The sequence below is a fragment of the Arthrobacter sp. SLBN-53 genome (genome assembly GCF_006715585.1).
In the GTDB taxonomy this organism is placed as follows: domain Bacteria; phylum Actinomycetota; class Actinomycetes; order Mycobacteriales; family Mycobacteriaceae; genus Mycobacterium; species Mycobacterium neoaurum_A.
This window is the reverse complement of sequence record NZ_VFNN01000001.1, coordinates 1895850-1918741: the sequence shown is the minus strand read 5'-3', so window position 1 is coordinate 1918741 and position 22892 is coordinate 1895850. Positions and strand designations below refer to the sequence as shown.

General features: G+C 67.7%; 20 protein-coding genes. 14 read left to right on the top strand and 6 right to left on the bottom strand.

Annotation, left to right across the window (positions count from 1 at the left end; all coding sequences use genetic code 11):
- Positions 1-4: 4 nt before the first annotated feature.
- Positions 5-580: a channel-forming protein ArfA/OmpATb gene (gene arfA, locus FBY28_RS09025; protein WP_141866056.1), complete on the top strand. Its 576-nt coding sequence runs from the start codon at positions 5-7 to the stop codon at positions 578-580.
- A gap of 13 nt (positions 581-593) precedes the next feature.
- Positions 594-716 carry a channel accessory protein ArfB gene (gene arfB / locus FBY28_RS26170; RefSeq protein ID WP_286177882.1) on the top strand — a complete coding sequence of 41 codons (123 nt, stop codon included), beginning with the start codon at positions 594-596 and terminating at the stop codon, positions 714-716.
- Between the two features lie 85 nt (positions 717-801).
- Here the strand turns inward: arfB and FBY28_RS09020 are convergent, their stop codons facing one another.
- Positions 802-2160 carry a sensor histidine kinase gene (locus tag FBY28_RS09020; protein WP_286177881.1) on the bottom strand — a complete coding sequence of 453 codons (1359 nt, stop codon included), beginning with the start codon at positions 2158-2160 and terminating at the stop codon, positions 802-804.
- Between the two features lie 3 nt (positions 2161-2163).
- Positions 2164-2868: a two-component system response regulator PrrA gene (gene prrA / locus FBY28_RS09015; RefSeq protein WP_019510295.1), complete on the bottom strand. Its 705-nt coding sequence runs from the start codon at positions 2866-2868 to the stop codon at positions 2164-2166.
- A 368-nt stretch (positions 2869-3236) separates the two neighbouring features.
- On the opposite strand from prrA, the gene FBY28_RS09010 reads away from it, so the two are divergent.
- Together FBY28_RS09010 and FBY28_RS09005 are read left to right on the top strand one after the other, a co-directional pair.
- Positions 3237-5063: an ABC transporter ATP-binding protein gene (locus FBY28_RS09010; RefSeq protein WP_141866054.1), complete on the top strand. Its 1827-nt coding sequence runs from the start codon at positions 3237-3239 to the stop codon at positions 5061-5063.
- Positions 5060-6883, top strand: a complete 1824-nt coding sequence (locus FBY28_RS09005; protein WP_141866051.1) for an ABC transporter ATP-binding protein — start codon at positions 5060-5062, stop codon at positions 6881-6883. Before FBY28_RS09010 ends, FBY28_RS09005 begins: the two co-directional genes overlap by 4 nt.
- A 13-nt stretch (positions 6884-6896) precedes the next feature.
- Here FBY28_RS09005 and FBY28_RS09000 read toward each other — a convergent pair whose 3' ends face one another.
- Complete coding sequence (locus FBY28_RS09000; protein WP_141866049.1) at positions 6897-7712, bottom strand: helix-turn-helix transcriptional regulator; 816 nt, start codon at positions 7710-7712, stop codon at positions 6897-6899.
- A gap of 58 nt (positions 7713-7770) precedes the next feature.
- Between FBY28_RS09000 and FBY28_RS08995 the strand changes: the two genes are divergently transcribed.
- The 5 genes from FBY28_RS08995 (at position 7771) to FBY28_RS08975 (ending at position 14731) form a co-directional block, all read left to right on the top strand.
- Complete coding sequence (locus FBY28_RS08995; RefSeq protein ID WP_141866047.1) at positions 7771-9474, top strand: AMP-binding protein; 1704 nt, start codon at positions 7771-7773, stop codon at positions 9472-9474.
- A gap of 70 nt (positions 9475-9544) precedes the next feature.
- A complete protein-coding gene (locus FBY28_RS08990) occupies positions 9545-11152 on the top strand; it encodes an AMP-binding protein (RefSeq protein WP_141866045.1) in 1608 nt (535 codons plus the stop codon).
- A gap of 22 nt (positions 11153-11174) precedes the next feature.
- Positions 11175-12053: a rhomboid family intramembrane serine protease gene (locus tag FBY28_RS08985; RefSeq protein WP_141866043.1), complete on the top strand. Its 879-nt coding sequence runs from the start codon at positions 11175-11177 to the stop codon at positions 12051-12053.
- A gap of 21 nt (positions 12054-12074) precedes the next feature.
- Positions 12075-12722 carry an ATP-binding cassette domain-containing protein gene (locus FBY28_RS08980; protein ID WP_141866041.1) on the top strand — a complete coding sequence of 216 codons (648 nt, stop codon included), beginning with the start codon at positions 12075-12077 and terminating at the stop codon, positions 12720-12722.
- Between the two features lie 2 nt (positions 12723-12724).
- Positions 12725-14731 carry a YhgE/Pip domain-containing protein gene (locus FBY28_RS08975; protein WP_141870128.1) on the top strand — a complete coding sequence of 669 codons (2007 nt, stop codon included), beginning with the start codon at positions 12725-12727 and terminating at the stop codon, positions 14729-14731.
- 6 nt (positions 14732-14737) lie between these two features.
- Here the strand turns inward: FBY28_RS08975 and FBY28_RS08970 are convergent, their stop codons facing one another.
- Both FBY28_RS08970 and FBY28_RS08965 read right to left on the bottom strand, forming a co-directional pair.
- Positions 14738-15151 (bottom strand): DoxX family protein, encoded by a 414-nt coding sequence (locus FBY28_RS08970; protein WP_141866039.1) that lies wholly within the window; start codon positions 15149-15151, stop codon positions 14738-14740.
- Positions 15152-15194: 43 nt separating this feature from the next.
- The gene (locus FBY28_RS08965) at positions 15195-15617 is read right to left on the bottom strand and encodes a DoxX family protein (RefSeq protein WP_141866037.1); all 423 of its coding nucleotides are present in this window, start codon (positions 15615-15617) and stop codon (positions 15195-15197) included.
- Between the two features lie 193 nt (positions 15618-15810).
- Here FBY28_RS08965 and FBY28_RS08960 point away from each other — a divergent pair, with 193 nt between their 5' ends.
- Both FBY28_RS08960 and FBY28_RS08955 read left to right on the top strand, forming a co-directional pair.
- Positions 15811-16515 (top strand): response regulator transcription factor, encoded by a 705-nt coding sequence (locus FBY28_RS08960; RefSeq protein WP_174241806.1) that lies wholly within the window; start codon positions 15811-15813, stop codon positions 16513-16515.
- Positions 16516-16520: 5 nt separating this feature from the next.
- Positions 16521-18050 carry a sensor histidine kinase gene (locus FBY28_RS08955; RefSeq protein ID WP_174241578.1) on the top strand — a complete coding sequence of 510 codons (1530 nt, stop codon included), beginning with the start codon at positions 16521-16523 and terminating at the stop codon, positions 18048-18050.
- On the opposite strand, the gene FBY28_RS08950 is transcribed toward FBY28_RS08955, so the two are convergent.
- Positions 17973-19418: an acetyl-coenzyme A carboxylase carboxyl transferase subunits beta/alpha gene (locus FBY28_RS08950; protein ID WP_141866032.1), complete on the bottom strand. Its 1446-nt coding sequence runs from the start codon at positions 19416-19418 to the stop codon at positions 17973-17975. The two genes, FBY28_RS08955 and FBY28_RS08950, sit on opposite strands and share 78 nt — an antisense overlap.
- A 25-nt stretch (positions 19419-19443) precedes the next feature.
- Between FBY28_RS08950 and FBY28_RS08945 the strand changes: the two genes are divergently transcribed.
- Genes FBY28_RS08945 through FBY28_RS08935 form a run of 3 tightly spaced genes read left to right on the top strand, consistent with a single transcriptional unit; the run spans position 19444 to position 22889 of the window.
- The gene (locus FBY28_RS08945; protein ID WP_141866030.1) at positions 19444-20190 is read left to right on the top strand and encodes an enoyl-CoA hydratase; all 747 of its coding nucleotides are present in this window, start codon (positions 19444-19446) and stop codon (positions 20188-20190) included.
- The gene (locus FBY28_RS08940; RefSeq protein WP_141866027.1) at positions 20190-21299 is read left to right on the top strand and encodes an MBL fold metallo-hydrolase; all 1110 of its coding nucleotides are present in this window, start codon (positions 20190-20192) and stop codon (positions 21297-21299) included. The genes FBY28_RS08945 and FBY28_RS08940 overlap by 1 nt, the downstream gene beginning before the upstream one ends.
- Positions 21300-21317: 18 nt before the next feature.
- The gene (locus FBY28_RS08935; protein ID WP_141866025.1) at positions 21318-22889 is read left to right on the top strand and encodes a serine hydrolase; all 1572 of its coding nucleotides are present in this window, start codon (positions 21318-21320) and stop codon (positions 22887-22889) included.
- The last annotated feature ends 3 nt before the right edge of the window (positions 22890-22892 follow it).

Genomic DNA, 22892 nt, shown 5'->3' with positions numbered 1-22892 from the left:
CACGATGGTCAACACCCACCGGCGCCCGGCTGCGCGCTACTACCGGCGCGCGCCGGGCGTCGGTTGGTTGGCTGCGCTGATCGCGGTGCCGCTGGGTCTGGGGTTGATCGGTTGGGCGGGCTCACCGGAACACGAGACCCTGCCCGACCTTCCCGTCATCGCCTCCACCGCGACGGATACCGACACGGCCGGACCGGGGGCGATGGTGGCGCCGTTCTCGTTGCGGCGCAAGGGCAATGACGTCGTCTTGTCCGGTCAGCTGCCCGATCCGGCCTCGGTGGCGTTTGCGGTGGACAAGGTGCGCAACAATCTGCCCGGTACCACGGTGCTCGACCTGCTGACCCCCATCGCCGGTGTCACGGCGGCCGACCTCACCCGATTCGACGGTGTCCTCAAGGCCGGTGAGCCGTTGTCGGACTTCGGATTCAGTATCGAGGGTTCCACCATCACGCTGTTCGGCACAGCGCAGTCCGATGCCGCCAAACTCCGGTTGGAGCAGGCGGTGGGCACGGCGTGGCCGGACCTCAAGATGCTCGACGATATCGCGGTGCTCTCGATGGCTCCGCCGGTGCCGCAATAGTCAGGGGACGGCCATGGAATTTTTGATGCAGTGGTTCGGGTACCTGCTGGCATTCGTGCTCGGCTCGGCACTGACCTGGGTGGTGCTGGTGCTGGTGGTCAAACCGTGCCCGCAGGAGAGCGAGGATCGATCGTGAACACCGGCCTCTTGCTGGTGTCCTTCCTGGCCGGCGTGGTGTGCACGCTGGCGTTCGGACTGCGCCGGCTGCCCTAGCCCTAGCCCTAGTGCGGAGCGGGCAACCGCAGCAACAAGCGGGTCCCACCGAGCGGGCTGGCCTCCAGCGAGGCGGTCCCGCCGTGCAGCTCGGCCTGCTGGGCCACCAGCGCCAGCCCGAGCCCGGACCCCGACGCCGATGCCGTCGATCCGCGGGAGAACCGTTCGAACACCTTGGTGCGTTCCTCCTCGGGGATACCGCAGCCGTCGTCGTCGACCGCGATCTCCACACCCTCGCGTGAGCTGACCGCCGACAGTTGGACCCTGGTCGCATCACCGTGCTTGACCGCGTTGGCGATGGCATTGTCGACGGCCAATCGCAGCCCGGCCGCCAGCCCGAGGATCAGCACCGTGGGTGCGGGCACCAGTGAGACATCGAGTTCGGGATAGACCCGCATCGCGTCATGTGCCGCGCGGTCGAGCAGATCGGTCAGGTCCACCGGAGCGTGGTCGTCGGACGTGGCCAACTGCCCCTGGGCCAACCGTTCCAGTGCCGAGAGCGTGGCCTCGATCCGCGACTGCGTGCGGATGACGTCGCCCAGTACCTCGGCGCGTTGGTCGTCGGGCATGTCGAGGGTGGCCAGCACCTCGAGGTTGGTACGCATGGCGGTCAACGGCGTGCGCAGTTCGTGGGAGGCGACGGCGGCGAAATCGCGCGCCGACTCCAGCGCTGCCTTGGTGCGCTGCTGTTCATCGCCGATGCGGGCCAGCATGCCCTCGACGGCCTCGCCGATCTCGCTGGCCTCCCACACCCCACGCACGTTCACCTCGTCCGGGTTGGACTGGGCGTTGATGGCCCGGGCCTGCTGGGCCAGTCGCCGGAACGGGGTGATCATGATGGCCGAGATGATCCACCCGACCACCATGGTGCCGCCGATGACACCGCCGCTGATGAGCAGCACCCGGCGGTGCTGGTTGTCGATCTGGCGCTCGGTGTCGGTCAGCGTCGAGCCCAGCGCGATCGATGCCTGACCCGCGGTGAAGGTGCGGACCCGGTACTGCACACCGTTGATGGTGGTGGTCTGGAAACCGTCGGGGAACTCCGGCAGCACCACGTCGTAGGGCACCGACACCGTCGCACCGCCGATGCGCGCGGTGCGCACCAGGTCGGGGTCGACCACCGGGGCGTCGCCGTCGTTCTTCATCGCATCGGAGAGCAGCGTGCTGACATCGCCGAGGCTGCTGATCGAGTCGAGGCGCCGATCGAGCTGGCTGTACTGCTCGTTGGTGACGCCGATCCACACCCAGGTCCCGATGATGATGACGGTGGTGACGACGCCGAGCGCTGCGGCCAAGACGATCGTGCGCAGCGACACGATGCGTTTGGGCAGCCCCAGCATCCGGTAGAGCCGGTCGTACAGGTCCACGGGCTATTGCGTCCGCAGCACGAAGCCCACACCGCGCACGGTGTGCAGCAGGCGCGGAGCGCCGCCGGCCTCCAGCTTGCGGCGCAGGTAACCGATGAACACGTCGACGACGTTGGTGTCGGCGGCGAAGTCGTAGCCCCAGACCAGCTCGAGGAGCTGGGCGCGCGAGAGCACCGCGGTCTTGTGTTCGGCGAGCACCGCGAGCAGGTCGAACTCCCGCTTGGTCAGGTCGACATCGGCGCCGTTGACCCTGGCGCGACGGCCGGGGATGTCCACCTCGAGCGGGCCGACCGAGATGGTCTCCGAGGAGAACGTCGCCGTCGACCCGCGGCGGCGCAGCAGCGCCTTGACCCGCGCGACCAGCTCCTGCAGGACGAAGGGTTTCACCAGGTAGTCATCGGCGCCGGCCTCCAGACCGGCGACCCGGTCGTCGACGCTGGTGCGTGCGGAGAGCACGCACACCGGGACGTCGTTGTCCATGGCACGCAGCGCGGTCACCACGCTGACACCGTCGAGCACCGGCATGTTGATGTCGAGGACGATCGCGTCCGGGCGGGTCTCGGTCGCGCTGCGCAGGGCCTCGGCGCCGTCGACCGCGGTGGAGACCTCGAACCCGGACAGCCGCAGACCGCGTTCCAGCGATGCGAGGACGTCGGGATCGTCGTCGACGACGAGGACCCGAGGCGAGGTCGAGGAACCACTTTCCATGCCGCCAATACTGCCCCAAAGGGCCCGGTGGCTGGGGGATGCTGGCCGGTCGGCGCTGCGCCTTTGTGGGGCGGCACACGCACCGCCGGGTACGGCTGCCCGCATTGCTCGCTGGTTTCAGTCTCTGCACAGGTATCGGCAACCGGCTGAACCGGTGTCGGCGGAGGGGCACTTTTTCCTACACTGCTTCAGCCTCATCACGCTCTGCACCTACCCGGCTGAAACCAGGTAGTTTCCCGCGTCGGCGCTGCGCGGAAACAGTTTGACCTCATCCATTGTTCAGGTTTTACGGTGGGTACACAGCATTAATCGGGTTGTCGGACCCGTGCCGTAGAACTCAAGATGGTCGGGGGAGGAGGTGATGGCGTATGTCGAGTGCGCGTAACGGGCTGGTGTCGGCACCGGCCATCGCCGCACCGCCGCGGCGCATCCGTTCCTCCTCGGACATCCTGCGGTTGCTGCCCTACCTGAAGCCCTATCGGGTCCGCTGGTTCGCGATGGTCATCGCGGCCTTCGTCAGCCTCGGCGCAACGGTCTCGGTGCCGCTGCTCACCAAGGCCGTCATCGACGGGCCGGTGCGCGAGAAGGATTCGGCCGGACTCTGGACGTTGGGGCTGGCCGCGATGGCGCTGCTGGTCACCGAGGCCGTGCTGTGGTTCGTCCGGCGCTGGCTGGTGGCCCGCGCGACGATGGGTGTCGAGGCCGATATCCGCAAGGACCTCTATGCGCGGCTGCAGGTGCTGCCGATGTCCTTCCACGGCAACTGGCAGTCGGGCCAGCTGCTCTCCCGGGTGATGAACGATCTGTCGGCGATCCGGCAGTTCCTGTCCTTCGGGCTGCTGTTCCTGATGCTCAACATCGTCCAGATCATCGTGGTGACCGCGATCCTGTTGTCGATGTACTGGCCGCTCGGGGTGGTGGTGATGGTCGCGATCGTGCCGATCACGCTCACGATTCTGCACTTCCAGCGCCAGTTCACCATGCTGTCGCGGCAGTCCCAGGACCAGGCGGGCAACGTGGCCACCCATGTCGAGGAGTCCGCGCTGGGGCTGCGGGTCATCAGATCCTTCGGCCGCGAGGAGCACGCTTACCGCGGTTTCGACGATCGCGCGTCCAGCCTGTTCGAGACCGAGATCCGCAAGGTCGGGGTGTCGGCCAAGTTCTGGACGCTGCTGGAGGTCATCCCGAACGTCACGCTGATCATCGTGCTGGGCTTCGGCGCCTATGCCGCCGGGCACGGACTGGTGACCATGGGGACCCTGGTGGCGTTCATCACGATGATGCTGTCGCTGGTGTGGCCGATCGCCTCGCTGGGCTTCCTGCTGTCCATGACACAGGAGTCGATGACGGCGGCCAACCGCGTCGCCGAGATCTTCGACGAGCCGCGCACCATCACCGACGGGGCGGTGTCCGAGTTGCCCCGGGGCGGGCGGCTGGAACTGGTCGACGTGGGTTTCCGGTTCCCGGACTCCGAGCGAGGGGCGCCGTCCGGCGAGCCGGACAATTGGGCTTTACGCCACGTGAATCTGACCGTCGAGCCGGGGGAGACGGTCGCGCTGGTCGGTGCCACCGGGGCCGGGAAGTCGGTGCTGGCCTCGCTGCTGTCGCGGCTGCACGATGTCAGCGAGGGAGCCATCCTGGTCGACGGCACCGATATCCGGGACCTGTCGCTGCCCGCGCTGCGGCACACCGTGGCCACCGCATTCGAGGATCCGACGCTGTTCTCGATGTCGGTCGCCGAGAACCTGCGCCTGGGTAACCCGGACGCGACCGAGGAGGACCTGGCCCGCGGTATCGAGGTGGCCTCGGCCGGGTTCGTCTATGACCTGCCGTTCGGCCTCGACACCCGCATCGGTGAGCAGGGCATGAGCCTGTCGGGTGGCCAGCGGCAACGTCTTTCGCTGGCCCGCGCGATCATCGCCGAACCGCGCATCCTGGTGCTCGACGACACCCTGTCGGCCCTGGACGTACATACCGAGGCCGAGGTCACCGAGGCGTTGGGCCGGGTGCTGCGTGATGTCACCGGCATCGTGGTGGCCCACCGGGCCTCGACGGTGCTGCTGGCCGACCGGGTCGCGCTGCTGGAGAACGGGACTGTCACCCGGGTCGGCACCCATGCCGAGTTGCTGGCCGATGCGCCCGAGTACCGGTATCTGCTGGCCGCCGACGACGAATTCGCCGGGGCCGAACAGTGACGGCGAACACGGATTGGCGCGGGCAGGCGGTCACCGCCGACGACGAGAACCTGCCCATCGACGAGTCGGTATCGCGGCGACGCGAGGCCCGTTGGCTGCTGGGTTCCCTGCTGCGCCCCTACAAGGCGGTGCTCGCGGTCCTGGCGATCGTGGTGGTGGTGGAGAACGCCGCCCGGTTGTCGGTGCCGCTGTTGGTGCAGCGCGGAATCGACCACGGCATCCCGCCGATCGTCGCCGGCGGCACCGCGCACGAACTCATCCTGATCCTGACCGCGCTGTGCGGTGTGGTCGTGGTGCAGGCCACCAGCCGGATGTACTTCCTGCGCCGGTCCGGGCGGATCGGCCAGGAGATCCTGATCGAGCTGCGGCGCAGGCTGTTCCGGCATTTCCAACGCCTCGACGTGGCGTTCCACGACCGCTACACCTCCGGTCGGGTGGTCGCGCGGTCCACCAACGATGTCGACGCCATCCAGGACATGCTGGCCACCGGCTTCGACGGGCTGATCACCGCGGTACTGACGATGTTCGGCACGGCCGTACTGCTGGTGGTGCTGGACTGGCGGCTCGGTCTGGTCTGCCTGACGGCGTTCCCGATCCTGGTGCTGTTGACGTGGTGGTTCCGCAGCGAGTCGTCCAAGACGTATCTGAAGGTGCGCGAGGCCGCCGCACTGGTCATCGTGCAGTTCGTCGAGACCATGACCGGTATCAAGGCCGTGCAGGCCTACCGCCGCGAGCCGCGTAACCAGCAGATCTTCGAAGATGTTGCCGACCAGTACAAGTCGATCAACGAGCGGGCCTTCAAGCTGCTCGCGATCTTCATGCCCGCGGTGCGGCTGACCGGTAACCTCGCCACCGGTGCGGTCCTGCTGTTCGGCGGGTACCTGGTGCTGCACGACGAGATGACGGTGGGCACGCTGACCGCGTTCCTGCTGTATCTGCGCATCTTCTTCGAGCCGATGCAGGAGATCTCGCAGTTCTTCAACACCTTCCAATCCGCGTCGGCGGCGTTGGAGAAGATCGCCGGCGTACTCGCCCAGGATCCCGACATCCAGGATCCGGCGCACCCGGTGGCGCTGTCGGACGTGAAGGGCCACATTGGCTTTCACGATGTGCGGTTCTCCTATGTTCCGGATCGTCCGGTGCTTCCGTCACTGACCTTGGACATCCCGGCCGGACAGACCGTCGCGCTGGTCGGGACCACCGGGGCCGGCAAGACGACGATCGCCAAGCTGCTGGCGCGGTTCTACGACCCGGTCAGCGGCGCGGTGACCCTCGACGGGATCAACCTGCGTGACATCGCCCAGAGCGCGCTGCGCGAGCAGGTGGTGATGGTGACCCAGGAGAACTTCATGTTCGAGGGGACCATCGCCGACAACATCCGGTTCGGCAGGCCCACGGCCACCGACGCCGAGGTGCGAGCGGCCGCGGCGGCGGTCGGTGCCGACCGTTTCATCGACGGGTTGCCCGAGGGCTTCGGCACCGATGTCGCCAAGCGCGGCGGCCGGCTGTCGGCGGGGCAGCGTCAGTTGATCGCCTTCGCCCGCGCGTTCTTGGCCGATCCGGCGGTGCTGATCCTGGACGAGGCGACGTCATCACTGGACATTCCGAGTGAGCGGATGGTGCAGCGCGCCATGACCACGGTGCTGGCCGACCGCACCGCGGTGGTGATCGCACACCGGCTCTCCACGGTGCTCAGTGCCGACCGGGTGCTGGTGCTCGAGCACGGCGAGATCGTCGAGGACGGACCGCCCAGCGAGTTGGTCGACGCCGGTGGGCGGTTCGCCGGGTTGCACCGGGCGTGGGTGGAGTCGCTGGCGTAATGGATCGACGCCACTACGGAATCAGTCCGGCGCGGCGCGCCTTCGATACCGCCTCGTGCCGGGTCTTGGTCCCCAGCTTTCCCGCCGCGCTGCGCAGATAGCTCTTCACGGTTTCGGTCTTGAGCGAAAGCCGTTCGGCGGCCTCGGCATTGGTGCAGCCCAACGCGATCTGGGCCAGCACGTCGATCTCCCGCGGGCTCAGATGGAACTCCGATGCCGAGGGTGCGGACAGTAGTTCGGCCAACCGGTGCAGTTCGGCGGCGGTATCGGTGTCGGCGCCGGCGGCCAGCGTGCGTAGTCCGGCATACACCTCGCGGATGGTCTCCGGATTCGCCGCGCCGGTCATCCGCGCTTCCAGCAGTCGCATCCGGCGGTCCACCTCGTCGCGCACCCGCAGCTCGTGGGCCAGGCGACGCGCCGAGTCCACCATCAGGTCCGCGGCCAACCCGCCGAACGGTGCCCCCGAGCGGTACGCGCCGTACAGGATGGCCCGCGCAGATCCGTCGACCACGACGGGTACGGCGAGCACCGACCGGATGCCCTCGCTCAGCACCGGGGCGTCGTAGTCGTGGGTGATGGACGCGGCGTTGCGGTAGTCCGAGACCGCCAGCGGCCGTCCGGCCACCATGGTCGCCCCACCGAGCCCGGAATTGGACCGCACCACCAGTCCGCGCAGTCCGGCGGTACGGGTGCCGACGAACTCGCTCAGCAACAGCGCGTCCTCGTGCACCTCACCGCCGAACAGCACCGGCACATCACCCTCGGCGGCGACCCGGCGGAGCGCGGCGCGCACGGCGTCGGCGTCGCGGGGGCGCAACAGGGACGACACGGGTATCCCCTCTTCCGGGGGTAGCGGGCGGACAAGTGTGACCTAGATCCTAGTTGCCATGAGCATCAACACCGAGCGTTATCGGGCCGCCCGCGACCAGTTGGTGGCCGTGATCAGCGACTACGACAAGGCGGTCGGCACCTTCGAGTGGCCGCATATCGAGGGCACATTCAACTGGGCGATCGACTGGTTCGACGTCATCGCGCGTGACAACACGCGCCCGGCACTGTGGATCGTCGAGCAGGACGGCACCGAGACGAAGGTCAGCTTCGCCGAGATGGCACAGCGTTCCGACCGCGTCGCGACCTGGCTCAAGAGCCTGGGCGTCGGTAAGGGTGACCGCGTCATCCTGATGCTCGGTAACCAGGTCGAACTGTGGGAGGCCATGCTCGCGATCGCGAAACTCGGCGCGGTGATCATGCCGACCACCGGTGCGCTCGGTGCCGAGGACCTGGCCGATCGCATCACCCGCGGCGCGGCCCAGTACGTCATCGCCAACGCCGCTGATGCAGGCAAGTTCGATGTTGTGCCGGGGGAGTACACGCGGATCAGCATCGGGCAGGTGGAGGGCTGGCATTGCTACAGCGATGCCTACGCGGTGACCCCGCAGACCTTCGAGGCGGTGACCACGACGGGTGACCCGCTGCTCATCTACTTCACCTCCGGCACCACCAGCAAGCCCAAGCTGGTCGAGCACTCCCAGGTGTCCTACCCGGTGGGGCACATGTCGACGATGGCGTGGATAGGCGTCACACCCGGTGACGTCCATCTGGCCATCAGCTCACCGGGGTGGGCCAAGCACGCCTGGAGCTGCTTCTTCGCGCCGTGGATCGCCGAGGCGACCATCTTCGTCTACAACTACAGCCGTTTCGATGCCGCCGAGTTGCTGCACCAGATCCGTCGGGCCGGGGTCAACACGTTCTGCGCGCCGCCGACGGTATGGCGGATGCTCATCCAGGCCGATCTCGGGACCAAGCCCGACGGCCTGCGCGAGATCCTCGGTGCCGGTGAGCCGTTGAACCCCGAAGTCATCGGTGCCGTCGAGCGGGCGTGGGGATTGACCATCCGGGACGGCTTCGGGCAGACCGAGACCACCCTGCAGATCGGCAACACCCCCGGCCAGCCGGTCAAGCCCGGTTCGATGGGCCGCCCGATGCCCGGTGTGCCGGTGGTACTGGTCGATCCGCTGACCGGTGATCAGGCCGACGAGGGCGAGATCTGTCTGGATCTCGTTGCCAGACCGCTGAATCTGATGACCGGATACCTCGATGACCCGAAACGCAATGCGGCGGTGATGGCCGACAGTTATTACCACACCGGCGATGTGGCCAGCCGTGACGCCGACGGGTACATCACCTATATCGGGCGCACGGACGACGTCTTCAAATCCAGCGACTACAAGGTGTCGCCGTTCGAACTGGAAAGTGTGCTGATCGAGCACCCCGCCGTGGTGGAGGCCGCGATCGTCCCGCAGCCGCACGAGACCCGGCTGGCGGTGCCGAAAGCCTATGTCGCTCTGGCACAAGGATGGCCGGCCGATGCCGAGACGGCCAAGGGCATCATGGAATACGCCCGTGACCATCTGGCGCCCTATCTGAAGGTGCGTCGCGTCGAGTTCTTCGAACTTCCCAAGACCATTTCCGGCAAGATCCGGCGCGTCGAACTGCGCAGGCGCGAGGATGAGGCACACAGGTCTGGCAAGCAGATCGAGACCGAACACCGTTACGAGGATCTCCTGGGCGAGCGAAGCGACGGGAAATAGGCGTGGGCGAGCGAAGCGACGGGAAATAGGCGTGGGCGAGCGAAGCGACGGGAATTAGGTGGCCGGACAGATGAAAAGCTATGACGCGGGACCCACCACGACCCCTCTCATCGAAGAGACCATCGGTGCCAACTTCGCACGCACGGTCGCCGCGCACCCCGATATCGAGGCACTTGTCGATGTGGCGCAGGGAAAGCGGTGGACCTACCGCGAACTCGACGATGAGGTCGACGTCGTCGCGCGGGGTTTGATCGGCAGGGGTATCGCCAAGGGTGACCGCGTCGGGATCTGGTCTCCGAACAGATCCGAGTGGACCATCGTCCAGTACGCGACCGCCAAGATCGGCGCCATCCTGGTCAACATCAACCCCGCCTACCGCACACACGAATTGGCCTATGTGCTCAACCAGGCGCAAGTGCGGATGCTGATCTCGGCAACCGAGTTCAAGACCAGCGACTACGTCGGGATGGTCGCCGAGGTGCGCAAGGAGGCACCCTCGTTGAGCGAGGTGATCTTCCTGGGCACCGGCGACTGGGATGCTCTGCGCGCCGACGCGGTACCCGCGGGCCGGCTGGCCGAACGCCAAGCGACGTTGTCCAACACCGATCCGATCAATATCCAATATACCTCGGGCACAACGGGTTTCCCGAAGGGTGCGACGCTGTCGCACCGCAACATCCTGAACAACGGCTTCTTCGTCACCGAGGGCATCAACTTCACCCCCGGCGATCGGCTCTGCATACCGGTGCCGTTCTACCACTGCTTCGGCATGGTGATGGGCAATCTCGGCTGCACCACCCACGGTGTCACCATGGTCATCCCGGCACCCGGGTTCGATCCCGGGTTGACCCTGGAAGCCGTTGAGGCCGAGCGCTGTACGGGCGTATACGGCGTGCCGACCATGTTCATCGCCATGCAGAACCACCCGAGCTTCGCCGACCGTGACCTGTCGAGCCTGCGCACCGGGATCATGGCCGGCGCGGTGTGCCCTGTCGAGGTGATGAAGCGGTGCATCAACGAGATGCACATGGCCGAGGTGGCCATCGCCTATGGCATGACCGAGACCTCGCCGGTGTCGTGTCAGACGTTGCACGATGACGATCTGGAGCGCCGCACCGCCACCATCGGCCGGGCGCACCCCCATGTCGAGGTGAAGATCGTCGACCCGAACACCGGCGAAATCGTCGACCGCGGCGAGCCCGGCGAGTTCTGCACCCGTGGCTACTCGGTGATGCTCGGATACTGGGACGATCCCGACAAGACTGCCCAGGCCATCGACGAGGATGGCTGGATGCACACCGGTGACCTGGCGGTCATGCGCCAGGACGGCTACTGCACCATCGTCGGCCGGATCAAGGACATGGTGATCCGCGGTGGCGAGAACGTCTACCCGCGCGAGATCGAGGAGTTCCTCTACACCCACCCCGGCATCGAGGACGCCCAGGTGATCGGCGTCCCGGACCCGCGGTACGGCGAGGAGATCTGCGCCTGGATCAAGATGAAGCCGGGTGCGATGCCCCTCGACGCCGCGGCGCTGCGGACGTTCGCCGAGGGCAGGCTGGCGCACTACAAGATCCCGCGCTATGTGCATCTGGTCGAGGAGTTCCCGATGACCGTCACCGGAAAGATCCGCAAGGTGCAGATGCGCGAGGAGAGTGTGCAGATCCTGGGTCTGTAGCGCATCGGGAATGATGGGGGACATGACGTACCCGCAGCAGCCGCCACCGCCACCGGCGCCGGTCTGCTACCGCCATCCCGGCCGCCCGACCTATGTCTCCTGCACCCGCTGCGGCCGCTACATCTGCGGGGACTGCATGCAGTCGGCCGCGGTGGGTCACCAGTGCCCGGAATGTGTGGCCGCCGGCGCGGCGACCGTCCGGCCCGTCCAGGGACGGTTCGGCGGCAAGATCGCCGGCGACACCCCGGTGATCACCTACGCACTCATCGCGATCAACATCGTCATGTTCGTCCTGCAGATGGCGTCGGGGCGGTTGGAGAACGAGCTGACGCTGTGGCCACCCGCGGTGGCCGACGGCCAGTACTACCGGCTGATCACCTCGGCGTTCCTGCACTACGGCATAGCCCACATCCTGTTCAACATGTACGCCCTGTACGTCATCGGCCCGTCGCTGGAGCGCCTTCTCGGCCGGCTGCGGTTCAGCGCGCTCTACGGGCTGAGCGCGCTCGGCGGGTCGGTGCTGGTGTACCTGATCTCCCCGCTGAACACCGCCACGGCGGGCGCATCGGGTGCGGTGTTCGGGCTGTTCGGTGCGATCTTCGTGGTGTCGCGCAAGCTCAACCTCGACGTCAAATGGGTCATCGGCCTGATCGTGCTCAACGTGGTGTTCACCTTCGCGGCCCCGCTGATCGGCGCCGGTGCCATCAGTTGGCAAGGCCACCTCGGCGGTCTGATCGCGGGTGGCCTGGTGGCCGCCGGTTTCGTCTACGCGCCGCGCGCGCAACGAAACGCTGTGCAGGCCGCGGTGGCGGGCGGACTGTTGGTGCTGTTCTGCTGTCTCATCTGGTGGCGGACAGCACAACTGCTGGAGATGTTCGGCGGGTACCTCCACCTGAGCTGAGGTGTGTGCTGAGATTGGTCGGTGGCAGATCCAGAACCGGCCGTCGTCGCCAGAGCAATACGGGTCAAGGGCCCATGGGGTCCGGTCTATGGCCCGGTCGACCTGGACATCGACGCCGGTGGCGTAACGGCCCTGATCCATCCGGCCGGTACCGGTCGCACCGCCCTGCTGTTGACGCTGGCCGGGCGGATGCGGGCGCAGGCGGGCACCATCACCGTCTTCGGGCACAGCGACGCCCGCAAGATCTTCGACGTTTCGGCACTGGCCAATATCGACGCGCTGGACAAGATCGCCGAGTCGGTCACCGTCGCCGACCTGATCACCGAGCAGCTGCGCTGGGACGCGCCCTGGTATCGGTTCATCGGGAAGGCCGGAGCATCCGATCTCAGCGCCCTCTGCGCGACGACATTCGGGGATGTGCCGCTGCCCGATATGGACGCCTATTTCGACCAGGTCGGGGAGCTCAACCAGGTTCTGCTGCGCATCGCGCTGGCCAATACCGGAACCCCGCCGCTGCTGGTGGTCGGTGACCTCGACGGCATCACCGACGACAACAACCGCGCGGTGGTGCTGGACCGACTGATCGCGCTGGGGGAGAACCAGACGGTGATCACCGCATCCGCCAATCCTGTTCCCGGCGCCAAAGCCGAGCTGAAAGTGAGTGAGTGACGATGCTTGCCGGAATGTCGCTGGGCACTGATCTGAAGCGCTTCTCCCGCGGGGCGATGCCGCGGATCGCGTTGGTGACGGTGGTGCTGATGCCACTGCTCTACGGCGCGATGTACCTGTGGGCCTTCTGGAATCCGTTCGATGCCGTCAACAAGGTGCCGGTGGCGCTGGTCAACGAGGACACCGGGACCGAGGTCGACGGTAAACCCCTGGACGCGGGCAGGCAGGTTGCCGACGCCCTGATCAGCTCCGGACAGCTGCAGCTGCACGAGGTTTCCGCCGACGAGGCGGCCGACGGGCTACGCAGCGGCAGGTACTACTTCACCGTCACCCTGCCCGAGGATTTCAGCGCCGATATTGCCTCACCCTCGGGCGGCTCACCGCAGCAGGCGCAGATCGACTTCGCCTTCAACGATGCCAACAACTACCTGGGCTCGATCATCGGGCAGAATGCCGCCCGCGAGGTCATCAACCAGGTCAACGCCAGCATCGGTGAGCAGACGGTGGGCACGGTGCTCACGGGTCTGACCGATGCCGGGGCCGGTCTGGTGCAGGCCGCCGACGGTGCCCAACAGTTGGCGAGCGGTAATGCCCAGGCCAACAACGGTGCTCAACGGTTGGCCACCGGGGCCGGTGAACTGACCACCGGTCTGGTCACCGCGCGCGACGGGTCGGCACAACTGATGGCGGGCACCCAACAGCTGGCCTCCCGGGTGGATTCGGCGACCGGACCGCTGTTGGAGATGCTGGATCGTGTCCATGGGCTGCAACTCGACCCGAACGAGGTGGGCCTGCTCGCCCAGCGGCTCAGCGCGGCGGTGCGCTCCACCACCGATCGGGTGGCCGCGCTGAACATCGATCAGGCACAGGCCGCGGCGATCGTCGACCAGGCCCTCGGCATCCTGCAGACCAACCCGGACCCGACGGTGCGGCACGCCGGTGACGTCCTGGCCGGTGCACAGCGCCTGCTGCGCGCCAACGGAATCGACCCCGCAACCGATGACGGCCTGCTCAAGCTGCGCGACAGCGCATCCCGGTTGGAAGGCGAACTCGGCGACCCGAACAGCAAGCTACGGGTGTTCATCACCCGCGCGCTCAACGGGGGCCTGCGTGATGACGTGGCCCAACTGCGCGACGGAGTCGACCAACTGAACAACGGTGCCCATCAGCTCAACAGCGGACTGGTCCAGCTCGCCGCCGGTGGACGCCAGCTCACCGACGGTGCCGACCAGCTCGCCGACGGCACACAGAAGCTCGCCGACGGCAGCGCGGAGCTGGCGAGCAAGCTCAAAGAGGGCTCGGCCCAGGTGCCGTCCTGGACCCCGCAACAGCGCACCGATGTGGCACGCACCATCGCCACCCCGGTGGCGCTGGACCTGCACACCGACAATCCGGCGGCCACCTTCGGCACCGGGTTCGCGCCGTTCTTCCTGCCACTGGCCTTATTCATCGGCGCGCTGATCATCTGGATGCTGCTCAAACCGATCCAGTCACGGCCCGTCATGAACGGGCTCGGCGCCCTGCGGGTGGCGCTGGCCTCCTACTGGCCCGCGTTGCTGATCGTGGTGTGTCAGGTGGCGGTGATGTACGTGGTGGTGCATTTCGGTGTCGGGCTGCAGGCCAAACATCCCCTGGCGACCGTGGCGTTCCTGCTGTTGATCGGCGCCACGTTCCTGGCGATCATCCAGGCCTTCAACGCCGTCTTCGGGGTCTCGGTGGGACGCGTGGTGACGCTGGCTTTCCTGATGCTGCAACTGGTGTCGGCCGGTGGTATCTATCCGGTCGAGACCACCGCCAAACCGTTCCAGATCCTGCACCCGTTCGACCCGATGACCTACGCGGTGAACGGGTTGCGCCAGACCATCGCCGGCGGGGTCGATCACCGGATGTGGATCGCGATCGCGGTGCTCGGCGGGCTGCTGGTCGCCGCGCTGGCCGCCAGCTCGTGGGCGGCCCGGCGGGACCGGCAGTACACGATGGAGCGTCTGAACCCGCCGATCGAGGTCTGAACCCGGTCAGCGCTGACGCCGCAGTGCCAGCGCCCCCGGGCCGGTGAAGACCAAGAGCGCGAAGATGAAGCTGTACAGCGCCGCGGTCTCGCCGTCGTTGGCGATGGGCCAGAAACCGTCCGGGAAGTGCTTCCAGAAGTAGGCGACGGCCATCACGCCGGAGGAGATGAACGCCGACACCCGCGTGGCGAACCCGACCGCGATGAGGAGGCCGAACACCACTTCCAGTACCGCCGCCCACCAACTCGGCCAGGCGCCGAAGGTGACCGTCGGCCCGTTGGGGAAGGCGAACAGTTTGACCGTGCCGTGCATGGCGTACATCAGACCGACGAGGATCCGGAACACGCCGAGGGCCAGCGGGGTCCGGGCGGTCAGCGGATCCTGCGAGCGTGCAACGGCATCGACTGTCGAGGTGGTCATGGATGCAGATGTTGGCACGCACGTACCGGAAAGTGGGGGCTACCTACCTGCGGTTGATCGACAGCGCTCCTGGGCCGGTGAACACCAACAGCGCGAAGATGAAGCTGTACAGCGCAGCGCTCTCGCCGCCGTTGTCGATGGGCCAGAACGCTTCCGGGATGTGCATCCAGAAGTATGCGACGGCCATCATGCCGGAGGCAATGAACGCCGCCGGGCGGGTGAACAATCCGACGGCGATCAACAGCCCGAGCGCGATCTCCAGCACACCGGCCCACCAGTCCGGCCAGGTTCCCAGCGCCGCGGGTGATCCGCTGGGGAAACCGAACAGCTTCATCGTGCCGTGCATGGCGAACATGAGCGCGACCAGGATGCGGAACACGCCGAGCGCGATCGGGGCGTTGGCCGACAGGCGCTCGTCTACTGCCGGGGTGGCAGGCGTCGTGACGGTGGACTTCGAGATGGACACGTGGTTCGCCTCTTTCGGTGGATGGCCAGATCGGTGTGCCCCCAAGTCTTCTGGCAGGTCCAGCCGCGAACGGCACTCTCATAGACGATTCACATGATCTTTCCCTGTGAACTGCGGCAACAATGGAGCAGTGAGCACCGCACCCGTCGACGACCAAGGACCGCGGCGCGCCATCCTCGGCCGGCTACCGAAGATGTACCGTGCCGATGGATCCCCGATCCGGGTGCTGCTCGTCGATGACGAACGCGCCCTGACCAATTTGATCCGCATGGCGCTGACGTACGAGGGCTGGGAGATCGACGTCGCCCATGATGCCGCCGAGGCTGTCGAGAAGTACCGCGCCGACACCCCGGATCTGCTGGTGCTGGACATCATGCTGCCCGACACCGACGGTCTCGGTGTGCTGGCGACGATCCGTGAGTCCGGTACCTACACCCCGACGCTGTTCCTCACCGCGCGCGACTCGGTCGCCGATCGCGTCACCGGGCTGACCGCGGGCGGCGACGACTACATGACCAAACCGTTCTCGCTGGAGGAACTGGTCGCCCGGCTGCGCGGATTGTTGCGCCGCACCGCGTATCTGACGCCGGCCGACGAGGAGTTGCTCACCGTCGGGGACCTCTGCCTGGACGCCGCCAGTCGAGAGGTGACCCGCGGCGGTGAACCGATCGCGTTGACCTCCACCGAATTCGACCTGCTCAGATTCATGATGCGCAATCCGAGAAAAGCGCTGAGCCGCATGGAAATTCTGCAACGGGTGTGGGACTACGACTTCGGCGGGAAGACCAGCATCGTCGACCTGTACGTGTCGTATCTGCGCAAGAAGATCGACACCGACCGAGAGCCGATGATCCACACCGTCCGCGGAGTGGGCTACCTGCTGCGGGCCGCCCCGTGAGGCGGATGTGGCGCAGCTGGACCCTGCTCAAACAACTCGTCGTCGGGCTGTCTGTGATGGTCATGCTCGCGGTGGCCGCCATCGGTACCACTTCGGTCCTGACGCTGCGTTCCTCGGTGCTCGGCATCATCGACACGCAGTTGGCCGGGGCGCTGCAGGGGTGTGTCACCTCGGTGGTCAAATACCGCTCCACTCCCGGCGCAGACGGTCAGCTGCCCGAGCCAGGTGAGATGAAGCCGCTGGTGAACCTGATCGGGCAGGCGCAGGGCAACGTCGTCGCGCTGATCCAGGACGGACGGGTCGTCGACTCCGCGCACTTCCTGGCCGATGAGGCCGTGCCGGCCCCGCCGGACGCGGTATCGACGATTGCCCGGATCCCCTGGACCGACGGTGAGATCCGCACCGTCGAACTTCCCGGTCTCGGCTGGTACCGGATGGTCGGCCAACTCGGCGACGACGGCGAGATGCTGGTCACCGGGGTATCGCGCGCGCCCGCGTGGGACGCGATGATGCGCGAGACCGTCGTGGTGTCCGGGCTGACCCTGCTGGCGCTGGTGGTCACCGCGCTGAGCACGCTGGCCGTCGTCCGGTTCGCCCTGCGCCCGTTGCACCGGGTGTCGGCTACGGCCGCCGAGGTGGCCGCGCTGCCCCTGGACCGCGACAACCACACCATCACCCCGCGGGTGCCCGCCGGTGATACCGACCCGCGCACCGAGGTGGGCCTCGTGGGGCACACGCTGAACCGGCTGCTCGACCACGTCGAGGGCGCGCTGTCCGATGTCGCGGCCTCCGATCGTCGGATGCGCCAGTTCATCACCGACGCCAGCCATGAGTTGCGCACCCCGCTGGCGGCCATCCACGGTTACGCCGAGCTGACCCGCCAGGATGCCGCGGTGTTACCGGAAACCACCGAATATGCGCTGGCCCGAATCGAATCCGAGTCGCGCCGGATGACTTCTCTGGTCGCCGATCTGCTGTTGCTGGCCCGCCTCGACGAGGGGCAGGATCTCGATATGGCCGCCGTCGACCTGACCGAGCTGCTGGCCGATGCCGTCAACGACATCATGGTGTCGGCGCCGCAGCATCGGTGGCACCTGGAGTTGCCGGGGCACCCGGTGTGGGTGCGCGGTGACCGCGCCCGGTTGCATCAGACCTTGTCGAACTTGCTCCACAACGCGCGGGTGCACACTCCCGACGGAACCTCGGTGACGGCCGGGATCGTCGTGACGGAAGGGTATGCGGAGCTGACGATCGCCGACGACGGGCCGGGCATCCCCGCCGACCTGCTGGGACACCTGTTCGAGCGGTTCGTCCGTGCCGACAAGTCCCGGGCGCGGGATGCCGGCAGCTTCGGACTGGGGCTGTCGATCGCGGCCTCGATCGTCGAGGCCCACGGCGGATCCATCACGGCCCGGTCCGAACCCGGTGCCACGGCCTTCGTGATCGGGCTACCGGTCCTACAGTCCGATCCTGCGGTAGCGGTGCAGCCGGGTGCCGACCCGTTCCAGATCCGACATCGCCCGCAGCCGGTGTAGCTCGACGGCGATGGTCGCCGAGAGCCGTTCGGTGAACGCGCGGGGTTCGTCGGCGGCGTCCGGATGCTCGGCGACGATCGCGTCCACGATGCCGTCACGCAGCAGATCGGCGGACCGGATACCTTGCGCGGCAGACAGTTCCGGTGCGTGTTCGGTGTCGCGGTACACGATCGCGCTCGCCCCCTCTGGCGGCAGCGGTGCCAGCCAGCCGTGCTGGGCGGCCAGCACCCGGTCGGCGGGCACCATCGCCAACGCCGGGCCGCCGCTGCCCTGACCGAGCAGCACCGACACCGTCGGCACCTCCAGCGTCACCAATTCGGCGAGACACCGCGCGATCTCACCGGCCAGCCCCTCCTGCTCGGCCTCGGCGGACAGCGCCGGTCCGGCGGTGTCGATGATAGAGACCAGCGGCAACCGCAGCCCCGCCGCCAGCGCCATCCCGCGCCGTGCCTCGCGCAGCGCTTCCGGGCCGAGCATCCCGAGCCGGCGCTGACCGAGCACCACCGCGGGCTGACCGCCGAACCTGGCCAGCGCCAGCAGCACCTGCGTCGCATTACCGGAGAGCTGCACGGGATCGGTGGTGCCGTGCCGCAGCACGAACTCCGACCCCGGCCGGTCCGGGCGCCGCGATGTCAGCACCGAATCCCAGGCCGCGGTATCGGGTATCGGATCGGCCGCGGGCACCGCGGGCGCCGGGCCCGGCGGATCGCACAGCACCGCCAGCGTGCGGTCGAGCACCGATCGCAGCTGGGGCAGCGCCACCACCCCATCGATGACCCCGTGCCGGTAGAGGTTCTCGGCGGTCTGCACCCCGTCGGGGAACTTCTCGCCGTACAGGTGCTCGTAGACCCGCGGCCCGAGGAACCCGATCAACGCGCCCGGCTCGGCGGCGGTGACGTGGCCGAGCGAACCCCAGGACGCGAACACCCCGCCGGTGGTGGGGTGACGCAGGTAGACGATGTAGGGCAGGTGCTCGCGCTTGTGCAGCTGCACCGCGGCGGCGATCTTGACCATCTGTAGGAAGGCGACGGTGCCCTCCTGCATGCGGGTGCCGCCCGAGGCCGGCGAGGCGACCAGCGGCAGCCGCTCGGCCGTCGCGCGGGTGATCGCGGCGGTGATCCGCTCGGCGGCGGCTACCCCGATGGATCCGGCCAGGAAATCGAACTCGCAGGCCAGCACGGCCACCCGACGCCCGAACACGGTGCCCTCACCGGTCAGCACGGACTCGTCGAGACCGGACTTCTCGGCCGCGGCGGCCAACTCGGCCCGGTACTGCTCGGAGGTCGCCACCTGCAGGGGGGCGGTATCCCAGCTGCGGAAGGAACCCTCGTCCAGGACGGCATCACGTAGTGCCAGCGCACTGCTCACACGAGAAGGCTAATAGGCTGGCCCCATGATTGGAGTGACCCGGGACGGCAACGTCCTCACCCTGGAGATGCAGCGGCCCGAGCGCCGCAACGCGCTGAACGCCGCACTGGTCGACGGCTTGCGCGTGGAGATCGAGAAAGCCAGCCAGGACGCCGCGTCCAGCGGAGTGCGGGCGATCGTGCTCACCGGGCAGGGCACCGTGTTCAGTGCGGGCGCCGATCTGTCCGATGCCGAAGGGGTGGCCAAGGAACTGCCGGACAAGGCCAGAGACCTCAACCTGGCCATTGATGCCAGCCCGCTGCCGATCATCGCCGCCCTCAACGGCCCGGCCATCGGGGCCGGGGTCATCCTGTCGATGATCTGCGATCTGCGGGTCGCGGCACCGGGGGCCTTCTTCCAATTCCCGATCGCCAAGTACGGCCTGGCGCTGGACAATTGGTCGATCCGCCGGCTGGTGTCGCTGGTCGGGCATGGCCGGGCGCGGGCGATGCTGATCGCCGCCGAACGTCTGGATCTGGACACCGCGGTGCAGACCGGCATGGTCAACCGGGTTGGCGATCTGGCCGACGCGCAGAGCTGGGCCGCCGAGATCGCCGGATACGCCCCGCTGTCGGTGGCGCACTCCAAGCGCGTGCTCAACGACGACGGTGCCTACGAGGAGCCGTGGCCGGCCCACAAGGAGGGCTTCGACAAGGCCTGGGCGAGCCCGGACGTCATCGAGGCGCAGGTCGCCCGTATCGAGAAGCGCGCACCGAAGTTCCAAGGCGCCTGATGTTCGGCGCGGCGGCCCGGGTGCTTGGTGGAACCGCAGCGGTGGCCGCGGGCGGCTGGCTGTTGCGTGCCGCGCAGGGCACGCCCGCCGCGCTGGGGGCCGCCGATATCGGGGCCACCGCGAAGCGGTCACCGAACTGGCGTGACGGTGTCTTCGTCAACCGCGAACCGGCCTCGGAGGTGCAGCTGAGCCGGGAGGACCAGTTCGCGCTCGTACGTGACCTGCTCACCGGCGGCAGGCAGCAGCACCCGCCGCGGGAGATCCCGCTGGTCCGTCCGGCGCCGGACATCGCACCCGCCGACCTGGCCGCGACCTGGTACGGGCACTCCTCGGTGATGATCGAGGTCGACGGCTATCGGGTACTGGCCGATCCGGTGTGGAGCCAGCGCTGTTCGCCCTCACGGGTGATCGGTCCGCAGCGGCTGCATCCGGTGCCCGCGGATATCGACGAGCTGCCCGCGATCGATGCGGTGATCATCAGCCATGACCACTATGACCACCTCGACACCGAGACCATCACGGTGCTGGCCCGCAGCCAGCGTGCGAAGTTCTACGTGCCCCTGGGCATCGGCGCCCACCTGCGCACCTGGGGGATCCCGGCAGCGCGCATCGTCGAGCTGGACTGGGACCAGAGCGCACAGCTGGGCGCGCTGACCATCGTGTGCACCCCGGCCCGGCACTTCTCCGGACGGTTTCTCACCCGCAACGTGACCCTGTGGTCGTCGTGGGCGCTCATCGGACCGCGGCATCGGGTGTTCTTCGGCGGTGACACCGGCTACACCCAGGGATTCGCCGGGATCGGCGACTCCTACGGGCCGTTCGACCTGACACTGATGCCGATCGGTGCCTATCACCCGGGCTGGCCCGATATCCACATGAATCCCGAGGAGGCGGTGCGTGCGCACCGCGATGTCAGCGATACCGGACTGCTGGTGCCGATCCACTGGGCGACCTTCCGGCTGGCACCGCACCCTTGGTCGGAGCCGGTGGAGCGGATGCTCACCGCGGCGGCCGCCGAGGGAGTCGCGGTGGCGACGCCGCGCCCGGGGGAGCAGGTGTCCGCGGACCCGGCCCGATCGCCGGTGAATCAAACATGGTGGCGCGGCTGACCCGATAGCGTTGATGCCGTGAGACTGATCTTGACCTGTGCCGCGGCGGTCCTGGTGCTCGCCGGTTGCGCCCCGGACTCCGGTGCCCCGGCGAGCACCACGACCTCTCCCGGCGCTGCTCCCGGCGCAACGGGGGCACCGGTTCCGCCACCGCTGGTCCCGGCCATGCCGCTGCCGGAGAACGCGGTGGACAACGCCGTCGCCAAGCTGGACGGTATCGCCGAACAGCTGCTGCAGACCTCCGGTGTGCCCGGTATGGCGGTGGCCGTGGTGCACGGTGGAAAAACCATCTACGCCAAGGGTTTCGGGGTGCGTGACACCCGCACGGGGGAAGCGGTCGACCCCGACACGGTGTTCCAGCTGGCCTCGCTGTCCAAACCGGTGAGCGCCACCGTCACCGCCCGCGCCGTCGACGCGAAGACCGTCGGATGGGACACCCCGGTGGCCGAGAAGCTGCCGTGGTTCGCCCTGTCGGATCCGGCCGTCACCCGCATGCTCACCATCGGTGACCTGTTCTCGCACCGGTCCGGACTGCCCGACCACGCCGGCGATCAGCTCGAGGACATCGGCTACGACCGGCGCGCGGTGTTGGAGAAACTGCGGCAGCTGCCGTTGGACCCGTTCCGGATCTCCTACGCCTACACCAATTTCGGGCTGACCGCCGGCGCCGAGGCGGTCGCCGCGGCCGCCGGCGAACCGTGGGAGCAGTTGGCCCAGGAGTCGCTGTTCGAGCCCCTGGGGATGACCTCGACGAGCTACCGGTTCGCCGATTACCAGGGGCGGCAGAACCGCGCCGTCGGGCATATCCGCGTCGCGCCCGGCGATTACCAACCGCGCTACACCAGGGACCCCGATGCGCAGTCCCCGGCCGGCGGGGTGAGCTCCTCGGTGAACGATATGGCGCGCTGGATGTCGATGGTGCTCGCCGAAGGTCGACCACTGATGCAACCGGCGTCGCTGCTGCCCGCGCTGACCCCACAGATCGTGTCCAGCCCGGGCAGCGAACCGGCCATGCGATCGGGGTTCTACGGCTACGGATTCAACCTCAGTACCACCGCCGCCGCCCGTACCGAGGCCAGCCATTCGGGCGCCTTTCAGCTCGGGGCGGGCACCAACGTGCTGCTGCTGCCCTCTGCCGATGTCGGGATCATCGCGCTGACCAACGGGACGATCTCGGGCGTGCCGGAGGCGCTGACCGCCCAGTTCGCCGATCTGGTGCAGTTCGGTGAGGTCCGCGAACCCTGGTATGACCTGTACTCCGCCCGGATGCTGCCGATGAGTGACCCGGTCGGATCGCTGGTCGGTAAGACACCGCCGGCCGATCCCGCTCCGGCGCGGCCGCTTTCGAGCTATGCGGGGACATACCGCAACGATTTCTGGGGTCCGGCGACGGTGTCCGAACGGGACGGCAAGCTGTTCCTCGGGATGGGTCCGCGGGGGGATTCCTTCGAGCTGACCCACCGGGACGGCGACGTGTTCACCTTCTCCTTCGTCACCGAGAACGCACCGCCGGGGACGATATCGGCGGCCACCTTCGACGGTGCGAAGCTGACGCTGGAGTACTACGACGACGGGGTGTTTTTGCGATGAGCG